The 25,693-nt window shown below is 72.2% G+C and carries 22 protein-coding genes; 14 read left to right on the top strand and 8 right to left on the bottom strand.

Going from position 1 to position 25,693, the window contains the following annotated elements; genetic code table 11:
- Nucleotides 1-77 precede the first annotated feature (77 nt).
- Genes EST54_RS35890 through EST54_RS13940 form a run of 3 tightly spaced genes read left to right on the top strand, consistent with a single transcriptional unit; the run spans nucleotide 78 to nucleotide 2,388 of the window.
- On the top strand, nucleotides 78-203 hold the full coding sequence (locus tag EST54_RS35890; RefSeq protein ID WP_275416016.1) for a hypothetical protein: 126 nt from the start codon (nucleotides 78-80) through the stop codon (nucleotides 201-203).
- The gene (locus EST54_RS13945) at nucleotides 203-1,408 is read left to right on the top strand and encodes an acyl-CoA dehydrogenase family protein (protein WP_129247917.1); all 1,206 of its coding nucleotides are present in this window, start codon (nucleotides 203-205) and stop codon (nucleotides 1,406-1,408) included. Before EST54_RS35890 ends, EST54_RS13945 begins: the two co-directional genes overlap by 1 nt.
- Complete coding sequence (locus EST54_RS13940) at nucleotides 1,408-2,388, top strand: acyl-CoA dehydrogenase family protein (protein WP_129247916.1); 981 nt, start codon at nucleotides 1,408-1,410, stop codon at nucleotides 2,386-2,388. Before EST54_RS13945 ends, EST54_RS13940 begins: the two co-directional genes overlap by 1 nt.
- A 60-nt stretch (nucleotides 2,389-2,448) precedes the next feature.
- On the opposite strand, the gene EST54_RS13935 is transcribed toward EST54_RS13940, so the two are convergent.
- On the bottom strand, nucleotides 2,449-2,907 hold the full coding sequence (locus EST54_RS13935; RefSeq protein ID WP_129247915.1) for a DUF4279 domain-containing protein: 459 nt from the start codon (nucleotides 2,905-2,907) through the stop codon (nucleotides 2,449-2,451).
- 162 nt (nucleotides 2,908-3,069) lie between these two features.
- Nucleotides 3,070-3,669 carry a PadR family transcriptional regulator gene (locus tag EST54_RS13930; RefSeq protein WP_244942511.1) on the bottom strand — a complete coding sequence of 200 codons (600 nt, stop codon included), beginning with the start codon at nucleotides 3,667-3,669 and terminating at the stop codon, nucleotides 3,070-3,072.
- A 298-nt stretch (nucleotides 3,670-3,967) separates the two neighbouring features.
- Between EST54_RS13930 and EST54_RS13925 the strand changes: the two genes are divergently transcribed.
- The 3 genes from EST54_RS13925 to EST54_RS13915 all read left to right on the top strand — a co-directional run bounded on the left by EST54_RS13925 (nucleotide 3,968) and on the right by EST54_RS13915 (nucleotide 9,469).
- Nucleotides 3,968-6,199 (top strand): FUSC family protein, encoded by a 2,232-nt coding sequence (locus EST54_RS13925; RefSeq protein ID WP_129247914.1) that lies wholly within the window; start codon nucleotides 3,968-3,970, stop codon nucleotides 6,197-6,199.
- A gap of 214 nt (nucleotides 6,200-6,413) precedes the next feature.
- Nucleotides 6,414-8,963, top strand: a complete 2,550-nt coding sequence (locus EST54_RS13920) for an ATP-dependent Clp protease ATP-binding subunit (protein WP_129247913.1) — start codon at nucleotides 6,414-6,416, stop codon at nucleotides 8,961-8,963.
- 8 nt (nucleotides 8,964-8,971) lie between these two features.
- The gene (locus tag EST54_RS13915) at nucleotides 8,972-9,469 is read left to right on the top strand and encodes a DUF6328 family protein (protein WP_129247912.1); all 498 of its coding nucleotides are present in this window, start codon (nucleotides 8,972-8,974) and stop codon (nucleotides 9,467-9,469) included.
- Nucleotides 9,470-9,631: 162 nt separating this feature from the next.
- Here EST54_RS13915 and EST54_RS13910 read toward each other — a convergent pair whose 3' ends face one another.
- Nucleotides 9,632-10,645 (bottom strand): hypothetical protein, encoded by a 1,014-nt coding sequence (locus EST54_RS13910; RefSeq protein ID WP_239012562.1) that lies wholly within the window; start codon nucleotides 10,643-10,645, stop codon nucleotides 9,632-9,634.
- Between the two features lie 444 nt (nucleotides 10,646-11,089).
- Between EST54_RS13910 and EST54_RS13905 the strand changes: the two genes are divergently transcribed.
- Complete coding sequence (locus tag EST54_RS13905) at nucleotides 11,090-11,281, top strand: DUF6381 family protein (RefSeq protein WP_040901172.1); 192 nt, start codon at nucleotides 11,090-11,092, stop codon at nucleotides 11,279-11,281.
- A 144-nt stretch (nucleotides 11,282-11,425) separates the two neighbouring features.
- Here EST54_RS13905 and EST54_RS13900 read toward each other — a convergent pair whose 3' ends face one another.
- The 3 genes from EST54_RS13900 to EST54_RS13890 all read right to left on the bottom strand — a co-directional run bounded on the left by EST54_RS13900 (nucleotide 11,426) and on the right by EST54_RS13890 (nucleotide 14,199).
- A complete protein-coding gene (locus EST54_RS13900) occupies nucleotides 11,426-12,457 on the bottom strand; it encodes an ABC transporter substrate-binding protein (protein ID WP_129247911.1) in 1,032 nt (343 codons plus the stop codon).
- 64 nt (nucleotides 12,458-12,521) lie between these two features.
- Nucleotides 12,522-13,394, bottom strand: coding sequence for an ABC transporter permease (locus tag EST54_RS13895; RefSeq protein WP_129247910.1), 873 nt, complete (start codon nucleotides 13,392-13,394; stop codon nucleotides 12,522-12,524).
- Nucleotides 13,384-14,199, bottom strand: a complete 816-nt coding sequence (locus tag EST54_RS13890) for an ABC transporter ATP-binding protein (protein WP_129247909.1) — start codon at nucleotides 14,197-14,199, stop codon at nucleotides 13,384-13,386. The genes EST54_RS13895 and EST54_RS13890 overlap by 11 nt, the downstream gene beginning before the upstream one ends.
- A 227-nt stretch (nucleotides 14,200-14,426) precedes the next feature.
- Between EST54_RS13890 and EST54_RS13885 the strand changes: the two genes are divergently transcribed.
- From EST54_RS13885 to EST54_RS13855, 7 genes are all read left to right on the top strand, one after another.
- On the top strand, nucleotides 14,427-16,103 hold the full coding sequence (locus EST54_RS13885; RefSeq protein ID WP_129247908.1) for a sensor histidine kinase: 1,677 nt from the start codon (nucleotides 14,427-14,429) through the stop codon (nucleotides 16,101-16,103).
- 105 nt (nucleotides 16,104-16,208) lie between these two features.
- Entirely contained in the window at nucleotides 16,209-16,901 is a 693-nt protein-coding gene (locus EST54_RS13880) for a response regulator (protein WP_129247907.1), read from the top strand.
- A gap of 84 nt (nucleotides 16,902-16,985) precedes the next feature.
- The gene (locus EST54_RS13875) at nucleotides 16,986-17,723 is read left to right on the top strand and encodes a FadR/GntR family transcriptional regulator (RefSeq protein ID WP_129247906.1); all 738 of its coding nucleotides are present in this window, start codon (nucleotides 16,986-16,988) and stop codon (nucleotides 17,721-17,723) included.
- Nucleotides 17,720-19,279 (top strand): amino acid permease, encoded by a 1,560-nt coding sequence (locus tag EST54_RS13870; RefSeq protein ID WP_244942510.1) that lies wholly within the window; start codon nucleotides 17,720-17,722, stop codon nucleotides 19,277-19,279. The genes EST54_RS13875 and EST54_RS13870 overlap by 4 nt, the downstream gene beginning before the upstream one ends.
- 2 nt (nucleotides 19,280-19,281) lie before the next feature.
- Nucleotides 19,282-20,307, top strand: a complete 1,026-nt coding sequence (locus EST54_RS13865; RefSeq protein ID WP_372448125.1) for an asparaginase — start codon at nucleotides 19,282-19,284, stop codon at nucleotides 20,305-20,307.
- A 52-nt stretch (nucleotides 20,308-20,359) separates the two neighbouring features.
- On the top strand, nucleotides 20,360-21,772 hold the full coding sequence (gene aspA, locus EST54_RS13860; protein ID WP_129247904.1) for an aspartate ammonia-lyase: 1,413 nt from the start codon (nucleotides 20,360-20,362) through the stop codon (nucleotides 21,770-21,772).
- A gap of 58 nt (nucleotides 21,773-21,830) precedes the next feature.
- Nucleotides 21,831-22,310 carry a hypothetical protein gene (locus EST54_RS13855; RefSeq protein WP_239012561.1) on the top strand — a complete coding sequence of 160 codons (480 nt, stop codon included), beginning with the start codon at nucleotides 21,831-21,833 and terminating at the stop codon, nucleotides 22,308-22,310.
- Nucleotides 22,311-22,352: 42 nt separating this feature from the next.
- Here the strand turns inward: EST54_RS13855 and EST54_RS13850 are convergent, their stop codons facing one another.
- Nucleotides 22,353-24,458, bottom strand: a complete 2,106-nt coding sequence (locus EST54_RS13850) for a SpoIIE family protein phosphatase (protein ID WP_129247935.1) — start codon at nucleotides 24,456-24,458, stop codon at nucleotides 22,353-22,355.
- 624 nt (nucleotides 24,459-25,082) lie between these two features.
- On the bottom strand, nucleotides 25,083-25,550 hold the full coding sequence (locus EST54_RS13845) for an ATP-binding protein (RefSeq protein WP_161989282.1): 468 nt from the start codon (nucleotides 25,548-25,550) through the stop codon (nucleotides 25,083-25,085).
- Between the last annotated feature and the right edge of the window lie 143 nt (nucleotides 25,551-25,693).

The following is a 25,693-nucleotide window of genomic DNA, read 5'->3' as shown; positions in this document are numbered from 1 at the left end:
AGCGCGGCGGCGGGGGCCTCGACGCTGTTCCTGACGGTACGTTAATCTACCAAACACTTGTTAGGGAAGGAGTGCGGATGCCCGCTGCCCAAGACGACGAGGCCCTGCCCGGCGAACGGCACGCACCACGCGCCGCCCGGCCCCTCCACGAGCCGGACGCCCGCACCGGACGGCGACCGTCCGGCCGGCCGGCGGCGGCGTGATGGACCTCGAATTCACCGCCGCGGAGCAGGAGTTCCGGGCCGAAGCCAGGGACTGGCTGGCCGGCCACGTCCCCGCCGCGCCGCTGCCGTCGCTGGAGACCGCCGAGGGGTTCGCCGCCCACCGGGAGTGGGAGCGCCGGCTCGCCGCGGACCGCTGGTCGGCCGTCTCCTGGCCCGAGGAACACGGCGGCCGCGGTGCCTCGCTCCTCCAGTGGCTGATCTTCGAGGAGGAGTATTACGCGGCGGGCGCGCCGGGGCGGGTCAGCCAGAACGGCATCCACCTCCTCGCCCCGACGCTCTTCGCGCACGGCACCGACGAGCAACGCGCCCGCGTCCTCGGCCCCATGGCACGCGGCGAGGTGATCTGGGCCCAGGCCTGGTCGGAGCCGGAGGCCGGGTCGGATCTGGCGTCGCTGCGCTCGACCGCCGTACGGACCGCCGGCGGCTGGCGCCTGAGCGGGCAGAAGACCTGGTCGTCCCGGGCTGCCTTCGCCGACCGCGCCTTCGGGCTGTTCCGCAGCGATCCGCACCCCGCCCGGCCGCACCAGGGCCTGACCTATCTGATGTTCCCGCTGGACGCGCCGGGGGTGACCGTACGCCCCATCGGCCGGCTGGACGGCAAGCCCGCCTTCGCCGAACTCTTCCTCGACGAGGTCTTCGCGCCCGACGCGGACGTCATCGGCGCGCCGGGGCAGGGCTGGCGGGTCGCGATGAGCACCGCGGGCAACGAGCGCGGGCTGACGCTGCGCAGTCCGGGCCGCTTCTCCGCGGCCGCGGAGCGGCTGGCCGCGCTGTGGCGGGAGGCCCCCGAGGCGGTTTCCGGGCCGCTCACCGACCGGGTCGCCGACGCGGTGATCGGCGCCCGCGCCTACCAGCTGTTCGCCTACGCCCATGCCTCCCGGCTCGCCGCGGGGGAAGGCCACACCCCCGCCCGTACCGAGCCGGGAGCCGGCGACCTCGGCGCCGCGTCGAGCCTGACCAAGGTCTTCTGGTCCGAACTGGACCTCGCCCTGCACGAGACCGCCCTGGACCTGCTCGGCCCGTCCGGCGCGCTCGCCGAGGGCGCCGGGGAGGCGCCCGCGCACGGACGGTGGGCCGAGGGCTACACCTTCGCCCTCGCCGGGCCGATCTACGCCGGCACCAATGAGATCCAGCGCGACATCATCGCCGAGCGGCTGCTCGGCCTGCCGAAGGGACGCCGGTGATGCGGTTCCTCCTGAGCGCTGAGCAGCGGGAGTTCGCCCGTGCGCTGGACGGCATGCTCGGGGCGGCCGGCACCCCGGCCGTGGCGCGGGCCTGGGCGGCCGGGGAGCACCGGCCGGGCCGCGAGCTGTGGGCGCGGATCGCCGAGGCGGGGGTGTTCGGGCTGGCGGTGTCCGCGCGGCACGGCGGGATGGGGCTGCTGTCCGCCGAACTCGCCGTCGCCTTCCATGAGTTGGGGCGACATGCGGTGCCGGGGCCGCTGGTGGAGACGGTGGCGGCGGCCGCGTTCCTGGAGCGTCTCGGTGCGGACGCCGCGGCCGGGGAGTGGCTGCCCCGGATCGCCGCGGGCGAGGCCGTGGTCAGCCTGTGTGCCGAGGCCCCGTACGCCCTGGACGCGGATGCCGCCGACGCCGTCCTGGTCGTCCAGGGCGACACGGTGCGCCGTGCGGACGGCCACGGCCCCCTCCAGGCGTCCCTCGATCCGGCCCGGCGGCTGTTCCGTCCGCGCGGCGGGACGGTCCTCGCCCGCGGCCCGGCGGTGGCCGCGGCCGCGGCACACGCCCTGGACCTCGCGCGGCTCACCACCGCCGCGCAGTCCCTCGGCCTGGGTCGCGCGCTGGTGGCGGCGACGGTCTCCCACGTCACGCGGCGCACCCAGTTCCAGGTGCCGATCGGCTCCTTCCAGGCGGTCAAGCACCGGCTGGCCGACGCCCTCATCGGGCTGGAATTCGCCCAGCCGCTGGTCCACGGGGCGGCGCTGGCCCTGGCGGCGGGCGCGCCGTCGGCCGGCCGGGAGGTGGCCGCGGCGAAGGTCGCGGCGGGCGAGGCCGGTTACGCGGCGGCGCGGACGGCACTGCAGTTCCACGGCGCCCTCGGGTACACCCAGGAGCTGGACCTCTCGCTGTGGATCCGCAAGGCCCGCCCACTGCGGGACGCCTGGGGCACGCCGGCCGACTGCCGCCGCCGCGTGCTGGCTTCCTGAGGCTGTAGCCAGGCCGTCGGAGTACGACTCCTGCGCCCAGGTGAGCACGAGGTCACGTGCTCACCCGGAGTCCTCGTCTCCGGCCATGTCGTACTCGTCGACGTCGAGCTCGGCGCCGGTGGCGATGAGGAAGTCCAGGACCTCGCGGTCCAGGTGCCAACCGAAGAGGTTGGGGGCGTCCGCAGCATCCGGCCGGGTTCGGTCGGTGTCGTTGAAGTAGCGCACGACTTGAAGCACTGCTCCGCCGCCGGTGTCGGCCAGCTGCCGGGTGAGGTGGGAGATGCGGTCCGTGTGGGGCTGGAGCCTGTCGAGAAGACGAGTGATCTGCTCGTCGATGCGCAGGCCCGGTTCCCGGCAGGTGACCCTCCACGAGTGGTCGGCCGGAACCACCGCCGGCTCGGTGATCCGGCTGCCGCGAACGCTCACCTCGTTGGGAGCGATGCCCAGCTGGGAGGTCATGTCGTCTGCCGAGGTGTGCCGGCTGAACAGCGCGAAGTAGGCGTACTGGTGAAGTGGCATCCCGTGGAGGATAGCCGCGCGGGAAGCGGGCTGACCGGGATAGTGCGGGCCTCTTGGGTCAAGCAGCCGCGGTGACCGGAGGCGCGACCTGGTGGCACCGCAGCGCCACGAGACAGTAGCCGCCCGACCGGTCCGGCCCGTTGGAACCCGGCCGCCGGGCGGCTACCGGAGCCGGCGGTCCCGCTCGTCCAGATCGGCGAGCATGGCGTCGGCCAGATCCCGCTCCGCGGCGTAGTACCGCTGTGACCACTTCAGCACGAGGGAGGGGTAGGCCCACGCCTCCTCGGCACGGGCGCCGTCCGCCTCGGCGCGCTGCCGCATGGTCTCCGCGTACTCCCGGTGCCGGCCCAGCACTTCGCGCATTCTGTCGGCCTCCAGCAGGTGGCCGAGCCACAGCCGCAGCATCACCCCGTGCTTGAGGACGGGAGGTTCCACGGGCGCCTCGCGCGCCCAGTGGCGGACCGCCGCCATTCCCTCGTCGGTGATCACATAGACCCGTTTGTCGCGGTGGCCGGTCTCCTGGGCGACCCTGCGCGCGCTGACGTAGCCGGCCTTCTCCAGGCGCTTCAGCTCGCCGTAGATCTGGCTGAAGGACGGGCTCCAGTAGAAGAAGCGCAGCGAGAAGTCCGACCATTTCTTGAGGTCGTAGCCGGACAGCTCGTCACCGAAGGAGAGCAGTCCCAGGACCGCCCAGGCGGTCGCCGGCAGCGCCGGTCGCCGCGCCTTGCCGGTGTCCACCGCACCCGCCCGCTTCTCCGTCACGGTCGGCAGTCTACGGTTGCGGATCCGTCCCGCACCTGAGGCAACTTCGCCAACTCCCTTGCCCCCGCGCCCTCCTGACCGTCCGTCGCCGCGCGAACCCGGGTGCGGGCAGCGGCGACGGGCTCCCGGTGCCCGGCACGCCGTCCGGGCCCACCGCGCGCGACGGCGGGCGCGCGGGCGGAGCAACGGGCGGCCGGGCGGCACCCCACCTGGCCGGGACCAGCAGGGTAGGCGCCCGGCGCCCCGGCCCGGCCGCCCGCACGGTGCGGAGCCGAACCCGCTGGCCAATAGTGGAAAGGTGAGCGAGCAGCAGGGAACCTCCCCGCCGTCCGGGCCGCGGCGTCCGGCCGGCGGACCGGTCCGGGCACTGCTGCGCAGACTGCGCTACCTGCGGGAGCACGGCCTCCACGGCCTGCGCGGACACCGCTCGGTGGTCGGCAATGCGGTCCGGGTGACGGCCGCCTCCTGCCTCGCCTTCTACCTCTGCCGCTACGCGCTCGACCTGCCCGTGATGTCCGTCTACGCCACCTTCACCGTGGTGTCGCTCGGGGTGCTCGCCCGGATCCCGGGATCGGGGCGGCAGCGGGCCGCGACCACCTTCATGGCGATCCCCGCCGGCCTCGCGCTCATCACGCTGGGCACCCTGCTCGCCGTGCAGACCTGGGCGGCCGTCGTCGGCATGCTCGTCATCGGCTTCATGGTGGCGTACGCGGGCACCACCGGACCGCGGATCGCCGGGGCGGCCCCCGGCATGCAACTGCTCTACATCCTGCCGTGCTTCCCGCCGTACGCCCCGGAGGACCTGGTCCAGCGGTTGACCGGCTTCCTGCTGGGCGCCCTCCTGCTCGCGCTGGCGCAGCGGTTCCTGATGCCCGAGCCGGAGACCCCGCCCTTCGGCCGGCTGCTGGCCGAGGCCGCCGACGCCGCCGCGCACCTGGCCGACCACCACGGCGGGCCCGCTCCCGTACAGGCGCTGGCCCGGGCACACCGGGCCGGGGAGGCGCTCCGGCCGACGTCGGTACCGCCCGCGGACCTGCCTGCCTCCCCCACCCTCGCCCACAAGGCCATGGCGCACGCCGCCGAGGCCGTCCGCACGCTGCTGGCCCGGCTGGACACGCTGCACACCATGATCGGGCCGCACGACACGTACCACCCGGAGACGATCACGCTGCTCCAGGGCATCGGCGCCGCCGCGCGCGGCACGGCGGACGCACTGCGGCGGGGGAAGCGGCTGCGGCCCGGCGAGGGGCCCTCGGCCGCGTCCCTCCAGGAGGAGCTGACCCCCGCCCGCGCCCACCGGGCCGTGGCCACCCTGGACCGGCTGGGCGCCGACGACCGGCTGGTCTATCTGCGCCGCCGGTCGCAGGTGGTGCAGGCCGCCGACAGCGCCGTGGTGCTCGTCCTGGCGACCCGGCTGCTGCTCGGCGACCGGACCGTCGACCGGAACCCGGTCGGGCACGGCTTCGCCTATGCGCGGGTGCACGCCCCGCGGCTGTGGTGGCAGCGGCTGACCGTCCACCTCACCCCCCGCTCGGTGATTTTCCAGAACGCCTGCCGGTTCGCGCTGGGCCTGGCCGCGGCGCGGGCCACCGCCGGGCTCCTCGACCTCCAGCACGGCTTCTGGGTGCTGCTGGCGACGCTGACCCTCACCCGCACCACCACCCTGGAGACCTGGTCCGCGGTGCGGCAGGCGCTGCTGGGCACCCTGGTCGGCGCGGTGGTGGCCGCCGGGCTGCTGGTGGTGGTCCACGACCGGGACACGGTGTACGCGGTGATCCTGCCGCTGGTGATGCTGACGGCCTTCATCGCGGGGCCGCTGCGCGGGCTGGCCTGGGCGCAGGGCGGCTTCACGCTGGTGGTGGCCACGCTGTTCGCGCAGGTCACCCCGTCCACCTGGCAGCTGGCCCCGGTACGGCTGGTGGATGTGCTGGTCGGCAGCGTCATCGGGCTGGCCTGTGGGCTGGTGGCCTGGCCGCGGGGCGCGGGCAGCGAGGTGCGCAAGAGCATGGCGGGGCTGTGCTCCGCCATCGCCGACGCCATCGGCCAGACCACCACACAGGTCGTCGAACGCGCCGGCAGCACCGACATCTTCGCCCTCAACCGCGCCCTGATCCTCGCGCGGGAGAGCCTGACCCAGTTCCAGTGCGAGGCCCGGGAGAATGCCGCCGGGCAGCCGGACTGGCCCGCGGTGCTGGTCGCCGGGGCGGACGCGCGGCGCGGCGGGCGGCTGCTGCCCGGCCGCCCCGGCCGGATCGCGCCGCACGAGGTCGGAGCCTGGCTGCGCCGGGCGGCCGACAGCACCGCGGCCGACTACCGCGCCCTCGCCGACCGCCTCCGCGCCGACCGCGGCATGTCGTACGAACGTCCCCAACCCCTCGACATCCGCGCCCTGTTGGCCCTCGCCCCGCCCGTGCCGCACCACGGCCCGGACCGGGAGCGCCGCGCGGTCTCCGCCGCCCTCCTCCTCGACTCGGTGATCTGGCTCGACGCGCTCACCGACGATCTGAGCCGCATCGACCAGGAGATGTGAGGCCGGTGCGGTGCGCCGTCGGGCGGGTGCGGTGCTCCGGTTCCGGTCTGCCCGGGTGCGGACGGGGGTGTTGCCCCTGATCCTGAAGCAGTGGAGCCGTGTGTCACGTGTGGTGTCGCGTCTCCCGGGCAACCGCCAGGGCACGAGCCAACAGCACAAGGAACCCGGCAAGGCAGCATGCCGCGGTAGCGCCGTGGCAGCGGAACGGACGCACATGAGCAATGGATTCATGGGTCCGGAGGGTTACGGCCCGGACTCTTTCGGTGACTTCCTCGCGCGCTTCTTCGGTGCCGCACAGTCCGCGAACGGCAAGGCGGGCAAACCCACGCACCCGCAGGCCGACATCGCCCGCATGATGAGCGGGCCCGCCCGGGACCTGGTGACCTCCGCAGCCGCCTACGCCGCCGAGCACGGCAGCCCGGAGCTCGGCACCGAGCATCTGCTGCGCGCCGCCCTGGCCGCCGAGCCGACCCGCAGCATGCTCCAGCACGCGGGGACCGACCCCGACACGCTGGCGGCGGAGATCGACCGCAGCGCCGGTACGGGGCCGAAGCAGCGCAGCGTGGCGGTCACCCCCGCGGTCAAGCGGGCGCTGCTGAGCGCGCACGAGCTGGCGCGGGACAACGGGGCCTCGTACATCGGCCCGGAGCATGTGCTGGACGCCCTGGCGGCGAACCTGGACTCGGCGGCGGGGCGCATTCTGAACCTCGCCCACTTCGAGCCGCAGGCCGCCCCGCAGGGCAGCCACGGGCCGCAGCACCCGGGGGGCGGCGAGCACGGAGCCGCCCCGAAGCACGACACGCCGACCCTCGACAAGTACAGCCGCGATCTGACCGACCTGGCCCGGGCGGGCCGGATCGACCCGGTCATCGGCCGCGCGGAGCAGATCGAGCAGACCATCGAGGTGCTCTCCCGGCGGGGGAAGAACAACCCCGTGCTGGTCGGCGACGCGGGCGTGGGCAAGACCGCGATCGTCGAGGGCCTGGCCCAGCGCCTCGCCGACGGGGACGTCCCCGAGACCCTGGCGGGCCGGCGCGTCGTCGCCCTGGATCTGACGGCCGTCGTCGCCGGCACCCGCTACCGCGGTGACTTCGAGGAGCGGATGAACGCCATCATCGAGGAGGTCCGCGCCCACCCCGGCTCCCTGATCGTCTTCATCGACGAGCTGCACACGGTCGTCGGCGCCGGCGGGGGCGGCGGGGACGGCGGCTCCCTGGAGGCGAGCAATATGCTCAAGCCCGCCCTGGCCCGCGGGGAAATGCACGTCATCGGTGCCACCACCCTGGAGGAGTACCGGCGGCACATCGAGAAGGACGCCGCGCTCGCCCGGCGCTTCCAGCCCATCCTGGTGCCCGAGCCGAGCGTCTCCGACACGGTGGAGATCTTGCGCGGCCTCCAGGACCGCTACGAAGCACACCACCAGGTCCGCTACACGAACGAGGCGCTGCTCGCCGCGGTCGAGCTCGCCGACCGCTACATCGCCCACCGGTTCCTGCCCGACAAGGCCATCGACCTGATCGACCAGGCCGGCGCCCGGGTGCGGCTCCGTTCGGGTGCCACGGCCACCGATGTGCGCGAGCTGGAACGCGAGGTGGAGCAGCTGGCCCGGGACAAGGACCAGGCGGTGGCCGCAGAGCAGTACGAACGGGCCACCGAGCTGCGCGACCGGCTCGCCGAGGTCACCGCGCGGATCGAGGCCGAGCGGGGGGAGCCGCCGAGCGACTGCCGGATCGTCAGGGTCAGCGCCGAGGACATCGCCGAGATCGTGTCCCGGCAGACCGGTGTGCCCGTGAGCAGCCTGACCCAGCAGGAGAAGGAGCTGCTGCTGGGCCTGGAGGGGCAGCTGCACACCCGGGTGATCGGACAGGACGACGCCGTCACGGCCGTCTCCGAGGCGATTCTGCGCTCGCGGGCCGGCCTGGCCGACCCGAACCGTCCGATCGGCAGCTTCCTCTTCCTCGGCCCGACCGGCGTGGGCAAGACCGAGCTGGCCCGCGCGCTCGCCGAGGCGCTGTTCGGCAGCGAGGAACGCATGGTGCGGCTGGACATGAGCGAGTATCAGGAGCGGCACGCCGTCAGCCGGCTGGTCGGCGCTCCTCCCGGATACGTCGGCCACGAGGACGCGGGCCAGCTGACCGAGGCGGTGCGCCACCACCCGTATTCGCTGCTGCTGCTCGACGAGGTGGAGAAGGCGCACCCCGATGTCTTCAACATGCTGCTGCAGGTCCTCGACGACGGGCATCTGACCGACTCGCAGGGCCGCACGGTCGACTTCAAGAACACCGTCATCGTGATGACCAGCAACCTCGGCTCCGAGGCGCTCAGCGGCGGCCGCGGCGCCCTCGGCTTCGGCCCGGACATCTCCGGGGCGGAGGCGGGCGACGGCGCGCGGGAGCGGGCGCTGGCCTCCCTGCGCGAGCACTTCCGCCCGGAGTTCCTCAACCGGCTGGACGAGATCATCGTCTTCCGCCGGCTCACCGACGACCAGTTGCGGCAGATCACCGGTCTGCTGCTCGACGGGACCAGCCGCAGACTGCGCGCCCAGGACATCGGCATCGAGTTCACGCCCGGCGCCGTGGACTGGCTCACCCACCGCGGCCACCAGCCCGAATACGGGGCCCGGCCGCTGCGCCGCACCATCCAGCGAGAGGTCGACAACGCGCTCTCCCGGCTGCTGCTCGACGGTGCGCTGTCGGCCGGGGACCAGGTACGCGTGGAGGTCAAGGACAACGAGCTGGCGTTCCGTACCGATGTGAAGACGTAGGAGGCCCGGTGGGAGTGCTGGGGCCGCGGGACACCCCGCCGGGCCGCCACGAGTCGCCGGAGCAGCGGGCCGACCGGCGGTGGGCCGAGCTGCTGCAGGAGGTGCGGGTCATCCAGACCGGTGTGCAGATCCTCTTCGGCTTTCTTCTGACCGTCGTCTTCACCCCGCGCTTCGCCACCCTCCAACAGACCGACAAGACCATTTACGTGGTGACGGTGCTGCTCGGCGCGGCCACCACCGGCGCGCTGGTCGGCACGGTGACCTTCCACCGGCTCGTCGCCGGCCACCGGCTGAAGCCCGAGACGGTGCTCTGGGCCTCGCGCCTGTCCCTGGTCGGGATCGTCCTCCTCCTGGCGACGGTCACCTCCGCGCTGCTGCTGATCCTGCGCATCGCGATGAACAACTCCGCCGTCCCCTGGGTCGTCGCGGGGCTCGTCGCCTGGTTCATGCTCTGCTGGTTCGCGCTGCCGGTCTGGGTGCTGCACCGGTACGCGTCCAAGGAGTGAGCGGACGGCCACGGCACGGCCTGCGCCCGCCGCGCCGGGACTCCGCGTGCCCCGGCCGAGGGCCCCATCGGCGGCGAACGCGGACGGGCCGCCAAGGGCGCGGGCCGGTCCCCTGGTCAGGGTCCCGGCCCGCGCCCTGGGCGGCCGTAGAGGAAGGGCCGGTCACGCACCCGCGGTGGCCGTGCCGGCGCGGCGCGGACGGGTCAGCAGCGCGGCACCCGCGAGTCCGGCTGTGACGATCGCCAGGGCCACGGCGAGCATCTCGGGCCACATCCCGGTGTCGCCCAGCCCGCTGCCCAGCGGGGCGAAGACCCCGGCCCGGGACAGCGCGTGCAGGGCGATGATGATCATCGCCCCGGCGGCACTCGCCGTCCAGACCAGGGCGGTGTCGCGCATCGCCAGCAGCCCGGCCAGCATCAGATAGATGACGGCGATGGCCATCGAGAGCCCGGCGACCGCGGGCGCGCCCTGGAGGTGCGAGGCGTTCACCGGCAGATGGCCCAGCCCGCACAGCGCCAGGGCCAGGGCCGCGGGCCAGCGCAGTACGGACCGCAGTACACCGGGAACCGCGTAGCCCGGCTGGCGGGACGCGTCGTCCGGGGTGGACCACGGCCCGGCGTGCGGCATACCGGTCGTCCGCTGGGCCCACGGGGGGCGGTTCGGCGGCTGGCTGACCGGGTTCTCGCGCTGTCCGGGGGCGAGCGGCTGGCCGTCGCGCCCCAGCGGGCGGACATCGGGGTCGAGGACGTGCATGGACGCGGTGGGCTCCGGTTCGAAGGGTCCACCCGGCCCGCCGTGCCCGCCGGGGCCACCAGGGCCGCCGGGGCCGGACGGGAAGTGCTCGGCCATCGGGTAGCCCTCGCCGCCGCCGGCCTTCGTACGGTCGAACAGCTCGATCAGCTGGGCGACCTCCTCGACGGATCTGTCGGTGGCCACCGCGCGCAGTGCGTCATTGCTCGATTCCGCGGTGTGCGGAGCGGCTCTGAGCATGTCGAAGAGCGCGGCGACCTCGCTCACCGGACGGGAAATGACCGCCATACGCAGCGCTTCATCGCCGGGGTTGGGAACGTCGCCACTGCGCTTGAGCAGCTCCACAAGGGCGGCGACTTCCTCCAAGGGCCGATGGGTGACTGCCTCCCACAAAAGGGTGCGGGCGGAGTTTTTCTCAGGGGTCATGGGCGGAAACTGCTCGCCGGTTCCTGTCGAGGACAGTTCGGCGTCGCCCCCACAAAGAGCTGGTTCGGATGACATGGAGGGACTCCACTGAACGAGGGGAGCGTCAAACACCAGAAGCGCTGACACTCGGCGGACTGTGAGCGTGCTGTGCTTCAGCCAACGTCCCTACGGGCCGCTCTCGCCATTCAGGAAGGCCATCCGGTGGAGACACGCCGTAACACCCGGGCGCGCCGCGCCCCCGCGGCCGCGGAGCGGCGGACTCCGCCGGCCCCCGTCGGCCCGGCCGGACCCACCCGGCGACACGGGCGCGCCCGGCCGGTCCCCGGCGCGCCGGACAGCGGGACATCCCTCCTCACGGAGTGTGACCGTGCGGGGGTTGCTGGGCGCTGCCGGGCCTGATTCGCTGGTAATACAGCTCTCCCTCATACCGCCCAAGGAGAGATCATGAGCGCTACCGGAGAATCTCGCGGACGAATCCAGCAGATGCGCGACAAGGCCCAGGAATTGCAGGCAGCCGCGGAACGCGCCGGCGACCCCGAGGAGCGCAAGCGGCTCCAGGAGAAGGCACGCAGGCTGCAGTCCCAGAGCGAGCAGGAAAGCGGAATGGCCAGCGGAGACATCTACCCCTCGGAGTGAGGGCCGCCGCACCTCCTCACGGAAAGCGGGAAACACCACGGACGGGACGCGCCCCCTCGGGTCGCGTCCCGTCCGCTGTGTTCCTGCCGCCGAGAACTCCCGGCGGGTCAGCCCTGCTCCTTCTTTCCTGCTCCTTCTCGCCTGCTACTTCTTGACGAATTCGGTGGTGTAGGTCTTCTTCAGGTCCACCGTGGCGTTCTTCAGGTTGGGGTTGAAGGCCTTCAGCACCCGCTCCACGGTCGCCGGGCCGTCGGCCGGCATCACCCCGTCCTTGGTGAACATCGGCAGGGTGTCCTTGATCGCCTGGGCGTACAGCTTCTTGCCGCCCTGGGCATAGTCGGCCGGCATCTTGGCGGCGATCTGCTCGGCGGTGTGGGTGGACATCCACGTGAGGGTCTTCACGAAGGCACGGGCCAGCTTCTGCACGGTCTCCTTGTGGCTGTTCACCCAGTCGGTGTTCATGTAGAGGCTGGAGGACGGGTAGGGCCCGCCGAGCGCCTTCCGGGAGCCCTCCGGGGTGCGCATGTCGACGAGGACCTTGCCGAGGTTCTTGTTCACGATCTGCGCGACCGTCGGGTCCGTCGTCATCCCGCCCTGGATCGAGCCCTGCTGGAGGGCCGAGAGGAACGTCTGGCCGGCGCCGACCGCCACCGGAGTGAACTCGTTGGTCTGCACCCCGTTCTTCACCGCGAGGTACTTGGTCAGGAAGTCGGTGGACGAGCCGAGGCCGGTGACACCGAGCTTCTTGCCCTTGAAGTCCTTGGGCGAGGTGAGCCCACCGGCCGCCTTGTTCGACACCACCTCGACCTCACCGGGGGCGTGCGCGAACTGCACCACCGACTCCACCTGCTTGCCCTTGACCTGCAGATCGAGGGTGTGGTCGTAGAAGCCGACGACACCCTGGACGTCACCGGAGACGAGCGAGGTGGTGGCCTGCACGCCGGCCGGTTCGGTGAGCAGGGTGACGTGGAGGCCCTCGTCCTCGAAGTAGCCCAGCTGCTGGGTGAGTCTGGCCGGCAGGTAGATGACCTTGTCGAGGCCGCCCACCATGATCTTGATCTTGCCGTTGTTGTCGTCGGAGCCGGCGGCCGCGGAGCCGCCGCCGCAGGCGGTGAGCGTGGTCAGGGCGAGGGTGGCGGCGGCCACGGCGGCCGAGATCTTCAGTGGGGTACGCATGGGTCACGTCCTTGTGAGGTGGCAGGCAGAAGAGGGGGAAGAGACGGTGTGGGGCGGGAAGGGGTCAGCGGCCGTCGCCGGCGTCGGCCGGCTTCCAGCGGAAGAGCCGCCGTTCGAGGAAGGCCAGCAGCCCCTCGGCGAGCAGGGCGACCACGGCGAGGAGCACCATCGCGGCGTACACACCGGCCGCGTTGAAGGTGCCCTGGGACGCCGCGACCAGCAGGCCCAGCCCCTTGGTCGCGCCGATGTACTCGCCGACGATCGCGCCGATGAGCGCGAAGCCGAAGCTGACGTGCAGGCTGGTGAAGATCCATGAGGTGGCGGAGGGGATCACCACCTGCAAGGTGACCTGGCGGTTGCTGGCGCCGAGGATCCGGGAGTTGGCGACCAGGTTGCGGTCGACCTCCCGTGCGCCCTGGAAGGCGTTGAAGAAGACCGGGAAGAAGACCAGGACGACGGCCGAGGCGACCTTGGAGGCCGGTCCGAGGCCGAACCAGATGAGGAAGATGGGGGCCAGGACGATCCGCGGGAGCGCGTTGAGCACCTTGATGTACGGGCCGAGCACATCGGCGAGGAAGCGGATCCGGCCCAGCGTGATCCCCAGCACCACACCGCCGGTGACGCCGATGACCCAGCCGAGGAGCGCCTCGTAGAGCGTGTACCAGACCTGCTCCCACAGCGTGCCCTGCGGGGTGCCGTTCAGCGCCCACTGGACCGTCTGGTCCCAGATCTTCGAGGGCATCGAGAAGTTGAAGGGGTCGATGACGGCGGCGCGGGCCAGCCACTCCCACAGCGCGAGCAGCCCGACCAGCAGCAGCACCCGGGTGCCGTACACCAGGAGCTTGTGGTTGCGGGCGGCGCGCGCCCTGGCCTGCGCACGGTCGGTGCGGCCCGCCGCCGTGCGGGACGCGACGGGGGTGACGGTTTCAGGCGACATGTGCGGCACCCCTTTCGCGGGTGATCCGGACCTCTTCACCGAGGGAGGACCAGATCTCCCGGTAGATCTCCAGGAACCGCGGCTCCAGCCGGATCGACTCGACCTTGCGCGGACGCGGCAGATCGACCGCGAAGACCTCCTTGACGGTCGCCGGACCGGCGGTCATGACCACCACCTTGTCGGCGAGCGCGATGGACTCCTCCAGGTCGTGGGTGACGAACACGACGGAGGCGCCGGTGCCCGACCACAGCTCCAGCAGTTCGTCCGACATCAGCGCCCGGGTCTGCACGTCGAGGGCGGAGAAGGGCTCGTCCATGAGGAGGATTTCGGGGTCGTTGACGAAGGTCGCGGCGAGGGCGACGCGCTTGCGCTGCCCGCCGGAGAGCTGATGCGGATAGCGGTCCTCGAAGGACGCCAGTCCGACCCGGGCGAGCCATTCCCGGGCCCGCTGCCGGGCCTCCGTCTTGGGGACGCCGCGGAACCGCGGGCCGGCCATCACGTTCGACAGCACGGTGCGCCAGGGGAAGACCGCATCCTGCTGGAAGACGAACCCGATCTTGTCCCCGATGCCCCGGACCGGCTCGCCGGCCACCAGCACCTCGCCTTCGGTCGGCTCCTCCAGCCCGCTGACCAGGGTCAGCGTGGTGGACTTGCCGCAGCCGGTGGGGCCGACGACCGCGACGAACTCACCGCGCTCGACGACCAGATCCAGATCCCGGACGGCGGTGTGCAGCGCCCCCGAGGGAGTCCGGAATGCCTTGCTCGTACCCCGCAATTCGATAGCGGGGCTCGTGTTCCTGTTCATGGCCCGGGAGGCTAGGAGTGAGCGGGGCCACAGCGGCAGCCTTGTGGGCGCAACCCGGTTTTCTGCGCGCAAACCCTGTTGTGCTCATTTTGCTCACGCTAGAACAGCTAAGTCTTTATCAAGGGGTGCGCAATTGCTTACGCGCGGCTTACCGTGCGGGGCACCGCGAGATAACAGGAAGTTTCGGTTCCGCATGGCAGCGGAGGGCCGGAGACGAGGGAGGCCCCATGCGCATCCGCCGGCCGCGACGTGTCTTTGCGCAGGTGCTGACCGCGCAGGTGACCCTCACCACCGGGGTCATGGTGCTGGCCACCGGCCTGTTCCTGGCCCCGCTCAGCTCCCAGCTGGACGATCAGGCGATGCGCCGTGCGCTGTCCATCGCCCAGACCACAGCCGCCGAACGGGACCTCGCCCGGGAGCTGGCCGCCACCGCGCCGGACGCACACGGGCCGGTGCAGGCGGACGCCGAGCGGATCCGCAAGGCGACCGGGGCGCTGTACATCGTGGTGATGGACACCCGCGGGGTGCGCTGGTCGCACACCAACCCCGCCGAGATCGGCCGGCACGTCTCCACCGACCCCAGCCGGACCCTGGCAGGACGCCAGGTCCGGCAGATCGACACCGGGACGCTGGGGCGTTCGGCCCGCGCCAAGGTGCCGCTGCGCGACGACCGCGGCCGGATCGTCGGCGCGGTATCGGTCGGCATCGCCTACGACAGCGTCCACAGCCGGCTGCTGGGCACCATCCCCGTGGTGCTGCGGTACGCGGGCGCGGCGCTGGCCGTCGGCGTACTGGCCGCGCTCGTCCTCGCCCGCGGGCTGCGGCGCCGTACCCACGGGGTGGCGTTCGCCGACATCTCCGCGCTGCTCGACGAGCGGGAGGCGATGCTGCACGGCATCCGTGAGGGGGTGGTCGCCTTCGACCGGCACGGCCGGATCCGGCTGGTCAATGACGAGGCCGGGCGGCTGCTGGGCCTGGACGGGCAGGCGGCGGGGCGGGCGCTGGACGAGGTGCTGGCGCCGGGCCGGACCACGGAAGTGCTGGCCGGGCGGGTGGCCGGCGCGGATCTGCTGGCCGTCAGCGGCGGGCGGGTGCTGGTCGCGAACCGGATGCCGACGCCGGACGGCGGGGCGGTGGTGACCCTGCGCGACCGCACCGAGCTGGAGCTGCTCGGCCGCGAACTGGACAGCACCCAGGGGCTGTTGGACGCGCTGCGGGCGCAGGACCACGAGCACGCCAATCAACTGCACACCCTGCGCGGACTGTTGGAACTCGGCCGGCACGACACGGCGGTGGCCTTCGTCACCGAAGTGACCAGCGCCCAGCGGGCCTCCGCGGAACAGATCGCGGAGCGGGTGCACGACCCGCTGCTCTCCGCGCTGCTGGTCGGCAAGGCCGCCATCGCTGCCGAACGCGGCGTACCGCTGCGGGTGTCGCCCGCGACGCTGCTGCCCGATGCGGTGGTCGACCCGCGCGATCTGGTGACCGTCCTGGGCAATCTCATCGACAACGCGCTGGACGCCGCCGCCGAGCACCGCCGTGCCGAGCCGTTCGTCGAGGTGGAGCTGCAGGCCGAGGGCAGCACGGCCGTGCTGCGGGTCTCGGACACGGGGGCGGGGGTGCCGGTGGAGCTACGGGAGCGGATCTTCGCCGAGGGCTGGTCCACCAAGGCCGTCCCGCCGGCCCCCGCGGACCGGCCGTCCGAGCGCGGTGTGGCCTTCCACCGCGGCCGGGGCATCGGCCTCGCGCTGGTGCGCCGGCTCGCCGAGCGCTACGGCGGGATGGCCCGGGTGACCGCCCGCGCGGGCGGCGGCGCGGTCTTCACCGTCGTCCTGCCCGAGGCGCTCGCCCCGCCGGCCGACTCCCCCGGGCGTGCCCTCACGACCGCGGGAGAGCCCAGGTGAGCGGGGTGTCCCGGCGCCGGGAGCGCCACGAACGAGCGGGGTCGGCCGGGCAAGGGCCGAGCGCGGAATCACAGCAGCGAAGTGCCGGGTGAGCGGAGCGTCACGATGATCGATGTCCTTGTGGTGGACGACGACTTCCATGTCGCCGAGATCAATGCCGCCTACGTGTCCCAGGTGCCCGGCTTCCGGGTCGCCGGCCGCGCCCACACCGCCGCCCAGGCCCTGGCCACGCTGGAGCGCACCCGGATCGATCTGGTGCTGCTCGACCACTATCTGCCCGACGAGACGGGGCTGGCGCTGGTGCGGCGGCTGCGGCAGCTCGGCCACCGCACCGACGTGATCATGGTGACGGCGGCGCGGGACGTGGCCACCGTCCAGGACGCGATGCGCTGTGGCGCGCTGCAGTATCTCGTCAAGCCGTTCGGCTTCTCCGGGCTGCGGGCGAAGCTGGAGGGCTATGCGGCGCTGCGCCGGACCGTGGCGGGGGTGGGGGGGCGCGGCGAGGCCGGCCAGGAGCAGGTGGACCGGATCTTCGGCGCCTTCCGGGCGGCCGACTCCCCGCACACCGAGCTCCCCAAGGGCCACTCGGCGGCGACCGTCGAGCTGATCCGCCAGGTCCTGGACCGGGCCGGGCACCCCCTGTCCGCGCACGAGGTCGCCGAACGCTCCGGCGTCAGCCGCTCCACGGCCCAGCGCTACCTCAAGCACCTCGAACGCAGCGGCCACATCACCCTGACCCTCAAATACGGCGACACCGGACGCCCCGAACACCGCTACCGCTGGGCACGCGCCCACTGACCGGGCCGGGTCCGGACCGGGCCCGGGGAACGATCTGCGCCCGACCCCTTGACAGCTCCCCCGGCCGGATCCGACGATCCCGGGGTGAACCTGTCAGACAGCCAGACAGCTGGCGGCACCCCTCGGCGGATCAGCGCGATGGAAGCGGTGCTGCACCATTTGCGCGACGCCATCGAGCGGGGCGATTTCGCGGTCGGCGACAAGCTCCCGTCGGAGGCAGAACTCTGCCGCCGGCTGGAAGTGAGCCGCCCCGTGCTCCGCGAGGCGCTGCGCGCGCTCCAGACGATGGGGCTGACGGTCTCACGTACCGGCAAGGGCACCTTCGTCGTCTCCGACGGCGCGGCGGCCGACCCGACCTTCGGCGACTACACGGCGAGCGACCTCCTGGAGGTCCGTCGTCATGTGGAGATCCCGGTGGCCGGGTACGCGGCGGTGCGCCGTACGCCGGAGGACCTCGATCACCTGACCCATCTGCTGGAGCGGATGGAGCAGGAGACCGACACCACCGCGTGGGTGGCGATGGACACGATGTTCCATCTCGCCGTCGCCCAAGCGGCCCGCAATCCGGTCTTCCGCCGGGTCATCGAGGAGATCCGCGACGCACTGGCCCGCCAGTCGGCGTTCCTCAATGAACTCGGCGGACGGCGCGAGCAGTCCAACCGGGAACACCGGGCGATCGTCGAGGCTCTCGTCGACAGCTCCGAACAGGACGCCGTGGACGCCATGGCGCACCACCTCGTACGCGTCGAAACGACGCTGACCACCATCGTGCGGCCGCAACACCGCACGGCCCCCTCCACGGAAGACGAGGATCACGCGTGAGCGAGCAATCCCTCCGGCAGGCGGAACGGCAGCAACAACCACCCACACCGACGAGCGGGCATGTGGACGCCGGCGACGCCGGTTATCAGAAGTCCCTCAAGTCCCGGCACGTCAACATGATCGCGATCGGCGGGGCCATCGGCACCGGTCTCTTCCTGGGCGCGGGCGGCCGGCTCGCCGACGCCGGGCCGTCACTGGCCGTGGCGTACGCGCTCTGCGGACTGTTCGCGTTCCTGGTGGTGCGCGCCCTCGGCGAGCTGGTGCTGCACCGGCCGTCCTCCGGTGCGTTCGTGTCCTACGCCCGTGAATTCCTCGGCGAGAAGGGGGCGTTCGTCGCGGGCTGGATGTACTTCCTGAACTGGGCGACCACCGGAATCGCCGACATCACGGCGGTGGCGACCTATACGCACTACTGGGGCATGTTCTCCGATGTACCGCAGTGGGTGATCGCGCTGATAGCCCTCGCGGTCGTGCTGACCGTCAACCTCATCTCCGTGCGGATCTTCGGCGAGATGGAGTTCTGGTTCGCGATCGTCAAGGTCAGTGCGCTGGTCGTCTTCATGCTGATCGGCATCTTCCTGCTGGTCAGCCAGCACCCGGTCGGCGGCCACTCCCCCGGCCCCGCGCTGATCGCCGACCACGGCGGGGTCTTCCCGACCGGAACGCTGGCGATGCTGCTGGTCATCCAGGGTGTGGTGTTCGCCTATGCCTCGGTCGAACTGGTCGGCGTCACGGCCGGCGAGACCGCCGAGCCGGAGAAGATCATGCCCAAGGCGATCAACTCGATCATGTGGCGGGTGGGCATCTTCTACGTCGGCTCGGTGGTCCTGCTGTCGATGCTGCTGCCCTGGAGCTCGTACTCCGCCGACGAGAGCCCCTTCGTCACCGTGCTGTCCCGTGTCGGCGTGCCGGCCGCGGGCGGCGTGATGAACCTCGTCGTGCTCACCGCCGCGATGTCCAGCCTCAATTCCGGCCTCTACTCCACCGGACGCATTCTGCGCTCGATGGCGATGTCCGGCTCCGCGCCGAAGTTCACCGGCCTGATGAGCCGCAGCCAGGTCCCGTACGGCGGCATCCTGCTCACCTCGGGCATCTGTGTGCTGGGCGTGGGCCTCAACTACGTCGTGCCGAGCGACGCGTTCGAGATCGTGCTGAACTTCGCGGCCATCGGCATCCTCAGCACCTGGGCGATGATCATGATCTGCCATCTGCTCTTCTGGCGGAAGACCCGGGCCGGGGAGCTCGCCCGCCCCAGCTACCGGCTGCCCGGCTCGCCGTGGACCGAGTGTGTGACGCTGGCCTTCCTCGCCCTCGTCCTGGTGCTGATGTGGGCCGACGACGGACCGGGCCGGGCCACCGTGCTCTCGCTCCCGGTGATCGTGGCGGCACTGGTCGGCGGCTGGTTCCTGGTACGCGGCCGGGTCGGCACCCTGCGGGACGCGGCGACGCGCGAGAGCGGTGCGCCGGAAGCCGCCGGGAGTGCGGCCGCCGGGCCCCTTCCCCACCCCCGGCCGGCCGCCGATGACCCCAAGAGCAGTGGATCCAGCGAGAGTTGATGATGAGCCAGAGCACTGTCCGGCCGCACCGCACCCCGGGCGAAGCACCCGTGGTCCGCGAACCGGCACACGTACCCGTCGCCCACGTGGTACGCGGAGGAATGATCGAGGGCGTCCACCACGGGTCGGTCGTCGTACTGGCGGCCGACGGGAGCGTGGCGTATCAGGCGGGCGACATCGAGGTCGCGTGCTACCCGCGCTCGGCGCTGAAGCCGCTCCAGGCGGTCGGGCTGCTGCGTGCGGGACTGCCGCCGCTGGACGAGGAGTTGCTGGCCCTGGTCGCGGCCAGCCACTCCGGTGAGGAACGGCATCTGGCCGGCGCCCGGCGCATCCTGGCCCCCGCGGAGCTGACCGAGGACGACCTGCGCAACGTCCCCGATCTGCCGTACGACCCGGCGGTCCGCGACGAGTGGATCCGGCGCGGCCTCGGCCCCTCCCGTCTCGCGCAGAACTGCTCGGGCAAGCACGCCGCCATGCTGCTGACGGCCCGCACCCGGGGATGGCGGCTGGACGACTACCTCGATGCCGGGCACCCCTTGCAGCAGGAGCTCGCCGCGACCGTGGAGGACCTCACCGGCCAGCGCATCGCCCACGTCACGGTCGACGGCTGTGGCGCCCCGCTGTTCTCGGTCTCGCTGCACGGGCTGACCCGGGCCGCCGCCCGGCTGGCGACGGCGGCACCCGGCACCGACGAGGGCCGGGTCGCCGCGGCGATGCGCGCCCACCCGGAGATGGTCTCCGGCAGCAACCGGGACGTCGCCCGGCTGGTGCGCGCGGTGCCCGGGCTGCTCGCCAAGGACGGCTTCGAAGGGGTGCAGGTCGCGGCGCTGCCGGACGGCCGGGCCGTCGGCGTGAAGATAGCCGACGGCGGCGACCGCGCCCGGATGCCGGTGACGGCGGCGGCCCTGGCGCTCTGCGGCGTCGACCCCGGTGTCCTCGCCGCCTTCGCCACCGCCCCCGTCCTCGGGGGCGGCGCGCCGGTCGGCACCCTCCGGGCCGTGCACCCCACGGCACCACAGCTGTCCTGACACCCCCTCACCTCACCTCCGCAATCCCCCTTCACAAAGGACCCTCAGCACCATGACTGCCGCCGGCCACCGCCGCGAACACGATCTGCTCGGCGACCGCGAGATACCGGCCGAGGCGTACTGGGGCGTGCACACCCTGCGCGCCAGGGAGAACTTCCCCATCACCGGTACGCCGATCGCCACCTACCCGCATCTGATCAATGCGCTCGCCGCCGTCAAGGAAGCCGCGGCCCGGGCCAACGAGGACCTCGGGCTGCTGGACCGGGAGCGGGCCGATGCCATCGCCGCCGCGTGCCGGGAGATCCGGGACGGCGGCCGGCTGCACGACCAGTTCATCGTCGACGTCATCCAGGGCGGTGCCGGCACCTCGACGAACATGAACGCCAACGAGGTGATCGCCAACCGGGCGCTGGAGATCCTCGGCCACGACAAGGGTGACTACGGCCATCTGCACCCCAACGAGCACGTCAACCTCAGCCAGTCGACCAATGACGTCTACCCGACGGCCGTGAACGTCGCCACGATCATCGCCGTACGGGAACTGCTCGACTCGATGACCGTGCTGCGCGAGGCCTTCGCGGCCAAGGCCGAGGAGTTCCGCGAGGTCCTCAAGATGGGGCGCACCCAGCTCCAGGACGCGGTGCCGATGACCCTGGGCCAGGAATTCTCGGCGTACGCGGTGATGCTGGAGGAGGACCAGAGCCGGCTGGCGGAGGCCGTCCTGCTCATCCACGAGATCAACCTCGGCGCCACCGCCATCGGCACCGGCCTCAACGCCCCCAAGGGCTATGCCGAGGCGGCCCGTGACCACCTGGCCACCCTCACCGGTCTGCCGCTGGTCACCGCCGCCGACCTCGTCGAGGCCACCCAGGACTGCGGCGCCTTCGTCCACCTCTCCGGTGTCCTCAAGCGCATCGCCGTCAAGCTCTCCAAGAGCTGCAACGATCTGCGGCTGCTCTCCTCCGGTCCGCGCGCGGGCCTCGCGGAGATCAACCTGCCGCCGGTACAGGCCGGTTCGAGCATCATGCCCGGCAAGGTCAACCCGGTGATCCCGGAAGTCGTCAACCAGGTCGCCTTCGAGGTCATCGGCAACGACGTCACCATCACCATGGCCGCCGAGGCGGGCCAGCTCCAGCTCAATGCGTTCGAGCCGGTCATCCTGCACTCCCTCTCGGAGAGCATCACCCACCTCGGCGCCGCCTGCCGCACCCTCGCCGAGCGCTGCGTCGCGGGCATCACCGCCAACACCGAGACCCTGCGCGCGAGCGTGCAGAACTCCATCGGACTGGTCACCGCCCTCAACCCGCACATCGGCTACACCGCCGCCACCGCCATCGCCAAGGAGGCGCTCGCCACCGGCCGCGGCGTCGCCGAACTGGTCCTGGAACAGGGCCTGCTGCCGGCCGACCGCCTCGCGGCGCTGCTCCGGCCGGAGGAAATCGCGGGCACCGGGGGTGCCAGGTAAGCCACGTCCACGGCACGACCACTGGTGCCGGCGCCATGACTCGGACACGCTGCGGCACATGGACTGGATGCCGCTGCTCTCCACACTGACCGGTGCCGTCATCGGCATCACGGCCACTCTGCTCGCCGATCGCCGACGGTGGCAGCGGGAGGAGGCCAGACACGCACGGGAAGTGCGGCGCGAGGTGTACACCGAGTTCGTCTCCGCCCTCAAAGCCGCGGGGGAAGAGATCCGGGCCGTCGCCTTGGGAGATCACCTGTCCGAGTCGGCGCGGGACGCGGCCGTACGCGAAGCCGTGCGTGGCACCGGTATCTACACGGCGAGTGAACGCCTCTGGCTCGTGGGCCCGCCGCAGGTCGTGGCGGCGGGCAACGAGGCGTTCCACCGCCTGCGCACGCTCCGCGACGCCTACGCCCGAGGGGTGGCGGTCGGCTCCGCCGAGGCAGCGCCCCTGATAGCGCAACGGCGCGCGGCCATGGCGCGGATGCGTCACCTCATGCGTGCGGACCTGGGCATCGGGCCCCTGGGGATCGAGTGAGCGAGAGCCGCGCGCTCAGAGACCGGGCCATGGGCGTCAGGCTCACGTGTCGGGCGGGCGTGTCTCGTGCGCGGCGTGGTGGATGAGCAGCAAGGCGACGTCGTCGGTGCGCGGTGCGGACGGTTCGGTCTGCTGGACAAGGGTGTCGGCGAGGGCGCTCATCGGCCCCGGCGGCGACTGCGCGAGGCGGTCGGCCAGGCTGCTCATCGCCTCCTCGATGTCGCAGCCGGGGGCTTCCACGAGTCCGTCGGTGTACAGGGCGAGCGTGCTGCCGGGGTGGAAGGGCACTTCGATCGTCGGGTAGTCGGCGTCGGGGTCGACACCGAGCAGCAGGCCGGGCGGCAGGGTGAGGACTTCGGCGCGGCCGTCGGGATGGCGGCAGATCGGCGGAAGGTGGCCGGCGGTGGCCAGGCGGGCGCGGTGCTGCGCCAGATCGAGGTGGACATAGAGGCAGCTGGTCAACAGGTTGGCGTCCATGTCGGTGAGCAGTCGGTTGGTGCGGGCGAGGACTTCGCCGGGCGGTGCGCCGGCGGTGGCATGGACGGCGGTGCGTACCTGGCCCATGAGGGCGGCGGCGTTGACGTTGTGGCCTTGGACATCGCCGATGGCCGCGGCAGCGGTACGGCCGTCGAGGCGGACCAGGTCGTAGAAATCGCCGCCGACATCGATGGTGCGGACGGCGGGAAGATAGCGGGCGGCCACGTCCAGGCCCGGGACGGCGGGGAGGGCGGCCGGCAGCAGGCCCGCCTGCAGGCTGCGGGCGAGTTGGTGCTGGGCGTCGTAGAGGATGGCGCGGTCCAGAGCCTGCGCGATGACGCCGGCGAGAGAGGTGAGGGCGGCCCGTTCCTGCGGCGTCCAGGGGAAGGGCCGGTCATAGCCGAGCACCAGCAATCCGACCGGGGAGCCGTAGGCCATCAGGGGGAGGAAGGCGCACGCGGCGACGTCCTCGGGTACCGGCGCGTGCGGGTAGGCCCGTGCGAAGTCCTCAGAGGTGGCGAAGAAGCCGGGAACGCCACTGGTCAGGGCCTGGACGCCGGCGGTCTCCTCGGTCAGGAGGGTGGCGTCCATCCGGGCCATGAACGTGGCGGTGAAGCCGCGTTGGCCGATGACGCGCAGCCGGCCCTCCTCGGCCGTCAGCAATGCCAGGGCCTGGATGTCGAAGGCGGACATGAGCTGGCTGGCGACCCGCTCCATCACGTCCCGGGCCCCGACCGCTTCGGAGAGCGTGGCGGCCAAGTGCAGGAGGTGGTACAGCATGTCCGCCCGGCTCGGGCCCACGGGCTCCGGCAGCTGACGCGGTGAGGGAGTGCCGGCGGAGCCGGGCCCGACGGCCGGGGTGATCAGGACGCTGAGACCGCCGGCATCCGGAAGGAGCTGGAAGGACAGCCGCCGGTCCGGCGGGCGCAGCGCGGTGAAGGAGACGGACCGACGGCTGATCACGGCTGCCCGGTAGTGGTCCTCGAAGCCCGGATCGTCCAGCCAGGGCAGCGCCTCCCAGGGCAGCGCGCCCAGCAGATCGGGGGCCTCGGCGCCGACCAGCTCGGTGACTCCGGCGGTGACGAAGGTGATCCGGCCGTCCAGGTCCAGCGCGCAGCAGCCCTCGGGGAGCCGTTCGGCGAAGTCGAACGCCGCCAGCGCCTCGGCCGCCGCGGGAGCGCGGGCCCGCAGCGACGGGATCAACCGTGGCTCCCGGCCGGGCAGTACCGGGTGGTCACTGTCGGCGGCCCCCTCCAGCAGCAGCCCCAGGCGCCGGCAACACGAGTGGAGCGCGTCGGACTCCTGCTGGGCCAGCTCCGGCGGGTGCGTTCCGGGCCACATCAACACCAGCGCGCCCCACACGTCCGCACCCGTGGTGATCGGCGCGATGGCCACCGCGAACGGGTAGGGCAGCACCAACGCGGTCCGCGGATAGCGGCGCGCCACCTCCTCGTAGCCGTGCAGCCACACCAGCCGCCGGTCCCGCACGGCATCGGCCACCGGAACCCCGGCCGCCAGCCGCACCTGCTCCAAGGGGGCGACGATCCGCCGCGAGATCCCGGTCAGAACCGTCAGTTGCAGATAATCGGCGCCCGGGGGCAACAGGTAGAGCAGGCCCGCGGAAGCGCCCGACTCCTGCACGGCCTGGACCAAGGGCGCCTCCAGCAGCATGTCGGAGCCCCCGGCCGCGGCGCCCCCGAAGAGACCCTGCACCGCCGTCACCCGCCCCCGTCGGCGTGGCAGGTGGTGGCCCGTACGCGTCCGAAGCGACCGCGTGCCACGTCGGCACCGCCCACCGGGACGGCACCGATCCGCACCCAACTCGTCCCGGCCTGCCGGTCCGCCCTCACCGCCCGGCGCATCAGCCGGCCGACCCACGCCGGCAACGACCCGCCGCACCGGCCACACCACACATTCGCATACGGGCATTTTACGTCCGATATCGGGTGGGTCCGTAGGTCGAACGTCCCGCAAGCGAGGACCACTCCCCTGAGGGGCTCGGCGCGAAGCGGCGCTACGAGGCTTCCGTGGACGACGCCGGCGGCACGGTGACCGGCCGCGGCCGGCGGGGACACGGGCGGACTGCGGGAGTCCGGTGGCGGCCGGGCGCTACCGGCGACCGCCCAGCAGTCACATCCCTGGGAATCGTGGGCAGTTGGACGAGAGCACGCCACGCGACCGTGGGACGAGAGCACGTCACGCGGCCGTGGGACGAGGGCACGCCCCGCGGCTCCGTCGGGATGACCGGGGCCCGGGCCGATCGGCTCGGGCCCATCGCCTCGCGGGGCACCGCCGTCACCCGCCAGCGGCGCCGTCCACCCGCGAGAGGGTCGCGCGGACCCACTTGCCGCCCTCGGGGTCCCGGCCGCAGGTCCAGGACTCGGCGAGCGCCGCGATGATCTGCATGCCGCGTCCGCAGTCCTCGTCACGGCCGGCGGCGCGCTGGACCGGCAGGACCATCGACCCGTCATGCACCTCGATGCACAGCGCATCGACTTCCAGGGCGACCCGGAGAGTGATCGTGGAATCCGTCCCCCGGCCGCGCCCACAGGCGGTCGGCAGCCGAGCTCCGTGCCGAATGGCATTCGTGGCCAGCTCGCAGACGATCAGCACGGCCGAATCGATGAGTTCCTCGCTCTCCCCCCAGAACCGCAGAGACTCCGCGGTGAAGGTCCGGGCTTGCCTGGCGGAGGACAGGACTGCCGGCAACGTGAGCGAGACAGAAGGAAGTTCGACATCCCGTGGGATGACGAATTCAGCCACTGCAGTCATTTCCTTGACCCTTCAAACAAGCAAGCACGCGATCGACACGGCCGCGTTTACAGCATGTGAATTGCTCAGATGAGCACCAACAGCTCATATATGGAATTACTTCCCATTAAAGATCCGTGAAGGACTATGTCAAT

The sequence above is a fragment of the Streptomyces sioyaensis genome, from assembly GCF_004122735.1.
Taxonomy (GTDB): Bacteria; Actinomycetota; Actinomycetes; order Streptomycetales; family Streptomycetaceae; genus Streptomyces; species Streptomyces sioyaensis.
The sequence above is the reverse complement of the archived record's forward strand: the minus strand, read 5'-3'. Positions and strand labels throughout refer to the sequence as shown.